A 7,245-nucleotide genomic window follows, 5' to 3' on the forward strand; every position below is an offset into this window, starting at 1 on the left:
CGAAGCCTCCCCCCAGCGCGGCCGATGAACTCACGGTCAGATCCGTCCTGTTCGTGACCGCCGACCAGGCGGAGAGATCGCCGCTCTCGAATCCGTCGCCGAAGATCTGCTCAGGCGTGGCTGGCGGGGATGGAAGCGTGATCCCAAGATCGGGGCCGAGGGGATTTCCGGAGGTCGACGCGAAGGCGTCGAAGTAGTACGTACCGGACGTGCCGCTGTCCAGGCCGGTGACCGCGCCGAGATCGACCTTGTCCACCCGGCGGGTGTCGTTGTCGATGCCGCTGCCGCTGGCGGCGAGTTCCCCGTCCAGCCAGAGGGCCAGTGCCCCGTCCATCGCGCCCTCTGCCGATGACGCCTGCCAGATGGCCTCGATCAAATGGACGTCGTCGTAGATGCGGAACCACGGTGTGCTGTAAGCACCGCCGCTGTCCCAGGGTGCATAGCCGCGGATCTGATACTCCCCCTGGTAGGAACGCAGCTCGATCTGGAAGGCCGTCTTAGCGGCGAAATCCAGCGCCCTGAAGAGCACGTGGGAGTTGCCACTGGTCATGAGGATACTGTTCGGGTCGAAGTAGAACCGGGCTGCATACGACTTCAGGGAGACCGGGCTCCAATCGCTCACATAGCGCGGCGCCGTGTCGTCGACGATGGCCGCCAGACCGAACCCTCCGCCCAGCGCAGCCGATGAACCGACGGTCAGATCCGCCTCGTTCTTGACCGCCGACCAGGAAGTGAGATCGCCGCTCTCGAAGCCGTCGGCGAAGACCGCATCCGGGGTGGGTGGCGGCGAAGGCAGTGTGATTCCTGGGTCCGGGCCGAGGGGGATGCCCTGGGTCGATCCGAAGCTATCGAAATAGTAGATGCCGCTTGTGCCGCTGTCGATCCCGGCGACAGCGCCCAGGCGGACGGAATCCACCCGCAGCGCGTCGTTGTCGAGCCCATCACTGCTGGCGACTAGGTCTCCATCGAGCCACAACGCCAGCCAACCATCGGGGGCGACGTCGCCGGACGCCGCCCGCCAGACCACCTCGAGCAGATGCAGATCGTCGCTCAGGCGGAACCAGGAGGTATTGGTTGCACCGCCGCTATCGCCGAGCGCTTGCGCGCGGATCTGGTAGTCGCCCTGATAAGAACGCAGCTCGATCTGGTACACGGTTCGCGAAGCGGCATCCAGCGCCTTGAAGAGCAGGTGGGCATTGCCGCTGGCCATGGCGATGCCGTTGGGATCGAAGTAGAAGCGGGCGGCGTAGGCGCTCTCGTTGGCAGGCGTAGTGTCCACAACGTAGAGCGCGCGGTCGTCGTCGATGGCCGCCTGCAGGCCGTACGCGCCGCCGAGCGCTGCTCCCAATGAGACGGCGAGGTCGCCCTGATCGATCTGGGCGGAGGACCAGGCGGAGAGGTTGCCGGTTTCGAAGCCGTCAAGGAACAGCCCGGAAGGCGGGGGGGTGGGCGAAGGAGGGGGTGTGCCCTCCATCTCACGCGCGCCGATATCACACCGCGCCACCTGCGGGCGCAGGATGCCGCGCTGGTCGACCGGGTCGCAGGCGGCATCGGACGAGCCGGGAGCGAGCGGGCTGCCGGCCTCCAGCGCCGGGCTCCCCGGGAGCAGCGGGAAAGAGGCGGTATGCGCAGGATCCTCCTCGCGGGGCCCCAGGCCAGGATCCGCAGTGAGGATGTTGCCGGTCAGATCGCCGTCAAGCGTGCATGCATCCACTGCACTGAACAGGTTGTATCCGCGTGAGGTGATTGTGCCCAAGCAGTCGACGTAGGTGACGTGGGTGCTGTCGTCAACGCCGTTCCAGGCCAGGATCGAGTTGCTCAGCTGAACCGAGCTGGCGTCCACGTTGTAGATCCCGCCGGTCGTCGGCTCGGTGCTGCCGCCGGTCAGAGCGAGGTTGCCGAAGATGGTGGAGTTGTTGATTGTCAGGGATGCACCGCTGCTCGTCGGGCCATAGCCATTGTAGATCGCGCCCCCGACGGGTCCGGCGCGATTGTTCGAGATCGTGGAGTTGCGAATGACCAGAGTCCCGTGATTCTGGATGCCGGCGCCCGGCCCGGCCAGGGCATCGTTCTCGAGGATCGAACTGCTGTCGATCTCCAGGGTGCCGTCATTACGGACCCCGGCGCCGGAGTCGGTCGCCGTGTTGGACCCGATCAGGCTGTTGCGGATGACCATCTGACCGACGTTCATCAGGCCGGCGCCGTTGTGGGCCCGGTTGAACTGGAAGGATGAGCCTTGAATGACCACATTGCCGGAGTCGTTGCGCAGTCCGGCGCCGTTGGATCCCATGCCAATATCGGCGTTGACGACGTCCACGCCCTCCAGGCGAAAGGTCGCCCCCGGGTGGACATGAATGGCGCGGTCGCCCATCCCTGTTCCGCCGGCGTCGACACCGGTAAGGGTCATCCCCTGGCCGACGATCGTCAGCGTCCCGTAGATGTCCAGGTCCCCTGTGGTCGCCTGTTCCTCGAACAACCCCGGGATCGACAGACCGTAGACCTGTGGACCCAGTTCGATGCGGTCGGCCGTGGGAAGCGCATTGGTTTCCATCACGGCCGCGCGCAGCGTGCATTGACCCAGCGCAGTGGCACACACCCCGTCGCCGAGGTTGGAGTCGATTCCATCCTCGGTCGATTCGACGAAGAAGCCGCCGCCGCTGACGGCGGCGGCTCTGGGCAGTGGAACCAGGACAACCATGGGCAGCAGAACCATGGGGATCGTGAAGATGGCCCGCACAAGCCTCGGATTCATTGCGTGACCTCCGGGTGATTGGCTCGGACGCTTGACATGTCCCCCTGGATCGTGCGGGAAGACACCGGGGACGCTTTCAGTCTACGGGTGACCGGGCACGTCCACAAGGGCGAATGCTGCATCCTGCCGGCGCCAGGGGGGCAGGCGTGCCGGGCGGCAGGCGCCCGTAGTTCGAGGGCGGGTGCGATGCCCCCAGGGTGCTCTGTCCGGCCGGCCCAGGACAAACGTCACCTGCCGGCTTGGGCCCCAGAGCATACAATGTATTCGGAATATTGAATGTGCCACGGAGGCCAAGCATGGACGGCTATGTTGCTGCCGGTGATCTGCTCAAGGTCTGTGGCCATCCTATGCGGCTGCAGATCCTTGAGGTTCTGCTAAGGGATGAGGAGGCTTGCGTCTGTCATCTGGAGGCGCTGCTTGGGCAGCGCCAGGCGGCGATCTCGCAGCATCTGGCGCGGCTGCGCCAGGCTGGACTGGTGACGGACCGGCGCGACGGCTGGAATGTGTACTACACGGTGGCCGAACCTTCGGTGGTGTCCCTGCTGGCGGCTGCCAGGACGACGGCCGCTGGCGCTGCAAACAAGAGCGGCAAGCGGCTGACGTACCGCAGCCCGAGCCGCCGGGCCAGCAAGGCGTGTCCCTGCCCTCACTGTGAGAGCGCTGCAGCGGCCGAACCGGTAGCCTGTTGACCCAGCCGGCCTTTGTCCGGGATCTGGGGACGCTTCCCGGTTCTGGCGGAAGGGCTCGGTTCGCCCAAGGGAGCAACGAATGCCTGAGTACCTGGAGACCACAGTCGACAAGTTCATCTTCCGCGTGGCCGCCGATCGCGTCTACAGTGGCGAAGGACTGTGGGTCCTGGCCGAGGGCGGGAACGTGCGCATTGGCCTGTCGGACTACCTGCAGCAGAGAAGCGGGGATGTTGCCTTCGCCGAGGTCAAACCCGTCGGGGCAACCCTGTCCGCCGGCGACGAGGTGGCGACCATCGAGACGATCAAGGTCAACGTCGTCCTGCCCTCGCCCGTCACCGGCAAGGTGGTTGAGGTCAATCCGTCGATGGCTACCGCCCCGGAAACGGTCAACCAGGATCCTTACGGCCAGGGTTGGCTGGCGGTGATCGAAGCGGAGGCCTGGGACAGAGATCAGGCCGGGCTCCTTAGCCCGCAAGCGTACCTGGAAGTCATGCGGCGCGAGGCCGAGGAGGAAGTAAAGAAGCTATGAGCGAGAGGAGACGCAAGGTTGTGGTCGTCCCGTGCAGTGGCATCGGGAAGACCTATGGGACGGTGACCCGTGAAGCCGCCTTTGAGTTGACGGAGCATCTGCGGCCGGAGACGACGCGGCTTGTCCCCCTATCGCTGTTGGTCCTGGGAGATGAGGCTTCCCGGGCCGCCGTGGCGCAGAACCCAACGGTCACGATCGATGGCTGCAAGCTGGCATGCGCCACGAAGATGGTCACGGAGAATGGCGGCGCGGTTCTCCAAGACTACGACATTCTCGATGTGTACCGCCGCTACAAGCAGTTCAAGCCGCAGGGGATCGCGGAATTGAACGAGGGAGGCATGAAGCTTGCCGAGGCGCTGGCCAGCGAGATCGCCTCGCTGATCGATGACCGAGGTCTGGACAGAGAAGGGGGAGGACAGCATGCCTGAGCTGCCCGGGAAGAAAGTTGGGATCGTCGCCTGCTCGGGCGAAGAACTCCCCGAAGGCACGGTGACTCGATTGGCGGCCCTAAAGGTGCTGGAGGAGCTGCGGCCGGGGGAGACGGTGACGATCTGCCTGCCGCTCTTCCTGGCTGGCGGGGAGGGTGACCGCACCTTCGCCCGGTTCTACCCAACCATCGCTCTTGACGGATGTGAGCTGCGCTGTGCCGCCCGCGGAACAGAGATGTACTCCGGCAAGCCGGCGGCCAGCGTGGTCGTTCGCGACCTGATCCAGCAGGCAGGACTGCCGCAACCCGGCGGCCGGCGGCGGCTAGATGAGGCCGGACGTCGGGCGGTGGAGGCAACGGCCCGGGAGACCGCTCGGCTGGTCGATGACCTCCTGGGGAGGCCCTGGAGCAGACTTACGGGGGCGCCGGTGCAGCTCGCTGGCGGGGAGGCAGAATCGCACGAATCAATACAGGCGGCATGCTCGTGCGGCTCGGGGATCCCGATCCAGAGGGTCTTGGTCGATGAGCAGGAGGTGACTCTGATGGCGTTACCTCTGATCTTCGAGAATCTTCGCCAGCAGGGCAAGATGCCTGGGCCGGAGGTTGCCGGCGAACTGTTGGCAACAGTCGGGATCTACAACCCCATCCCCGCGGGGAGGGAGGCTGCCTACGAGCAGGCATTGCTGCGCGAGTATGCTGCGTTCTGTCAGGGAAGGGAGCTCGCCCAATGAACCGCACGGCGACCTATCACACCCACGTGGCCTGGAAAGGTGAGCATTGGGGTCGCATCGTGATGGGCAACGGTCCGGAGATGGACTTCTCCGCCCCGCCCGACGCCCAAGGCCACCCGGGCGTGCTCACCCCCGAAGACGCCTTCGTGGCAGCAGCCAACACCTGCGTGATGATGATGTTCCTGTGGGCGGCGGAGCGCTTCAAGCTCGAGCTGCAGTCCTATGAGTGCCGCACGGAAGGGACCAAGCTGATCGAGCTCGACCGGACCGAGATCTTCACCCGATTGCACTTCCGACCCGTCATCCGCATCGCGGCGGCTGGGGAGGACAAGGCAATCGTCGAGGCACGGGCGCGGCGCGCCCTGGCGGCCGCTCAGAAGTACAGCCTGGTGGCCAATTCAGTCAAGTCCGAGATAGTCATGGACCTGGAACTTGAGGTGGTGGAGTGAGTGGAGAGGCAGGCTGGACGGCCGAGGTGGACGCTACGCGAGGCCTGTTCCGCCCGGTCGAGCTGGCCCTTGCGATGAGAGGGTCTTCCGCTCGTGCGCCGGCCGCTCATGTGCGAGAAGCGTGCTTCCATGTACGTGAGGATCCAGCATATCCCCAAGGAGGACAGTAAGAAATGCTGACGATCAAAGTTCTAGGACCCGGCTGTGCCAACTGCCATGAGGTGGAGGCCGTTACACGCCGAGCTCTTGCCCAGCTTGAGGTCGAGGCAGAAGTCATCAAGGTAACGGACATTGGGGAGATGAAGAAGTACTCGATCGTGGCCACCCCGGGTCTGGTGGTCAACGAACATCTAGTGTGTGCCGGCCGCATCCCCACGGAGGCTGAAGTAACCTCGTGGGTGGCGACGGCACTGGAGAAGGGCTGACATGTCCGCTGCTGCTGCCGCCGCCCCCCGCCGCCTGTCGACACTCGATCGCTTCCTGACGCTGTGGATCTTCCTGGCCATGGCGCTGGGGGTCGCCCTGGGCTACCTGTTCCCCGAGGCGGTGCAGAGCTTCAATGAGTCCGTCACGGTCGGCACGACCAACATCCTGATCGCCATCGGCCTGATCGTGATGATGTATCCCCCGCTGGCCAAGGTGCACTACGAGGAGTTGGGCGAGGTCTTCCGCAACCGCAGGATCCTGGGCTTGTCGCTGCTGCAGAACTGGGTGATCGGACCGATCCTGATGTTCGTCCTGGCGGTGGTCTTTCTGCACGACTACCCGGAGTACATGACCGGGTTGATCCTGATCGGCTTGGCGCGCTGCATCGCCATGGTTATCGTGTGGAACGAACTGGCCAAGGGGGACACCGAGTACGCCGCTGGCCTGGTCGCCTTCAACAGCGTGTTCCAGGTGCTGTTCTACAGCCTCTATGCCTACATCTTCATCACGGTGCTGCCCGCCCGGCTGGGGCTGCAGGGAAGCGCCGTGGACATCACGATGGCTGAGATCGCCCGCAGCGTGTTCATCTACTTGGGCATACCCTTCCTGGCCGGGTTCTTCACCCGCCTCATCTTGCTCCGCCTGAAGGGCAAAGCCTGGTATGAGAAGAAGTTCATTCCGCGCATCAGCCCGCTGACGCTGATCGCCCTACTATTCACGATCGTGGTGATGTTCAGCCTGCAAGGCGAGCTGATTCTGACCAAGCCACTAGACGTCGTACGGATCGCCATCCCGCTGGTAATCTACTTTGTGGTGATGTTCCTGGTGTCGTTCTGGATGGGGCGGCGGGTGGGGGCCGACTACTCCAAGACGACGACGCTGGCGTTCACCGCCGCCAGCAACAACTTCGAGCTGGCCATCGCCGTGGCGATCGCCGTGTTCGGGATCAACTCTGGGGAGGCGTTTGCTGCCGTGATCGGCCCGCTGATCGAAGTGCCGGTGATGATCGCGCTGGTCAACGTCGCCTTCCGCTTCCAGCGGCGGTACTTCGGGCATGAACTTGTGGCGGCGCCGGCCGGAATGGTGGCGGCGGCCGAGGAGGCCTGTCCACCGCCGGTCGGGGCTGGGCCGGGAGGATCCGGCTGAGCCGAAGTCGGTTTGCGCTTGGCGACTGTGCGTTGTCGCCCGCAGGGGACGTACGATGCCAGAAGAAGCCCATGCCAAGCTGGTCGAGACGTTCGA

General features: G+C 64.8%; 8 protein-coding genes. 7 read left to right on the plus strand and 1 reads right to left on the minus strand.

Annotated elements, in window-relative coordinates; genetic code table 11:
- Positions 1–2,752, minus strand: a 2,752-nt coding sequence (locus tag MUO23_10820) for a right-handed parallel beta-helix repeat-containing protein (GenBank protein ID MCJ7513447.1), incomplete at its 3' end; no start/stop codon positions are given.
- Positions 2,753–3,048: 296 nt separating this feature from the next.
- Between MUO23_10820 and MUO23_10825 the strand changes: the two genes are divergently transcribed.
- The 7 genes from MUO23_10825 (at position 3,049) to arsB (ending at position 7,149) form a co-directional block, all read left to right on the plus strand.
- The gene (locus MUO23_10825) at positions 3,049–3,441 is read left to right on the plus strand and encodes a metalloregulator ArsR/SmtB family transcription factor (GenBank protein MCJ7513448.1); all 393 of its coding nucleotides are present in this window, start codon (positions 3,049–3,051) and stop codon (positions 3,439–3,441) included.
- Positions 3,442–3,520: 79 nt separating this feature from the next.
- A complete protein-coding gene (locus tag MUO23_10830) occupies positions 3,521–3,970 on the plus strand; it encodes a glycine cleavage system protein H (GenBank protein MCJ7513449.1) in 450 nt (149 codons plus the stop codon).
- Positions 3,967–4,398, plus strand: a complete 432-nt coding sequence (locus MUO23_10835; GenBank protein ID MCJ7513450.1) for a putative zinc-binding protein — start codon at positions 3,967–3,969, stop codon at positions 4,396–4,398. The genes MUO23_10830 and MUO23_10835 overlap by 4 nt, the downstream gene beginning before the upstream one ends.
- A complete protein-coding gene (locus tag MUO23_10840) occupies positions 4,391–5,128 on the plus strand; it encodes a putative zinc-binding protein (GenBank protein ID MCJ7513451.1) in 738 nt (245 codons plus the stop codon). The genes MUO23_10835 and MUO23_10840 overlap by 8 nt, the downstream gene beginning before the upstream one ends.
- Complete coding sequence (locus MUO23_10845) at positions 5,125–5,577, plus strand: OsmC family protein (protein MCJ7513452.1); 453 nt, start codon at positions 5,125–5,127, stop codon at positions 5,575–5,577. Before MUO23_10840 ends, MUO23_10845 begins: the two co-directional genes overlap by 4 nt.
- Positions 5,578–5,750: 173 nt before the next feature.
- Positions 5,751–6,002, plus strand: coding sequence for a thioredoxin family protein (locus MUO23_10850; protein ID MCJ7513453.1), 252 nt, complete (start codon positions 5,751–5,753; stop codon positions 6,000–6,002).
- Between the two features lies 1 nt (position 6,003).
- Complete coding sequence (arsB, locus tag MUO23_10855) at positions 6,004–7,149, plus strand: ACR3 family arsenite efflux transporter (protein MCJ7513454.1); 1,146 nt, start codon at positions 6,004–6,006, stop codon at positions 7,147–7,149.
- The last annotated feature ends 96 nt before the right edge of the window (positions 7,150–7,245 follow it).

This window comes from Anaerolineales bacterium, from assembly GCA_022866145.1.
In the GTDB taxonomy this organism is placed as follows: Bacteria; Chloroflexota; Anaerolineae; order Anaerolineales; family E44-bin32; genus PFL42.

Excerpts from the sequence above, each read along its gene's own strand:
- MUO23_10825 (MCJ7513448.1), top strand. The coding sequence starts at position 3,049 with ATGGACGGCTATGTTGCTGCCGGTGATCTGCTCAAGGTCTGTGGCCAT.
- MUO23_10830 (MCJ7513449.1), top strand. The coding sequence starts at position 3,521 with ATGCCTGAGTACCTGGAGACCACAGTCGACAAGTTCATCTTCCGCGTG.
- MUO23_10835 (MCJ7513450.1), top strand. The coding sequence starts at position 3,967 with ATGAGCGAGAGGAGACGCAAGGTTGTGGTCGTCCCGTGCAGTGGCATC.
- MUO23_10840 (MCJ7513451.1), top strand. The coding sequence starts at position 4,391 with ATGCCTGAGCTGCCCGGGAAGAAAGTTGGGATCGTCGCCTGCTCGGGC.
- MUO23_10845 (MCJ7513452.1), top strand. The coding sequence starts at position 5,125 with ATGAACCGCACGGCGACCTATCACACCCACGTGGCCTGGAAAGGTGAG.
- MUO23_10850 (MCJ7513453.1), top strand. The coding sequence starts at position 5,751 with ATGCTGACGATCAAAGTTCTAGGACCCGGCTGTGCCAACTGCCATGAG.
- arsB (MCJ7513454.1), top strand. The coding sequence starts at position 6,004 with ATGTCCGCTGCTGCTGCCGCCGCCCCCCGCCGCCTGTCGACACTCGAT.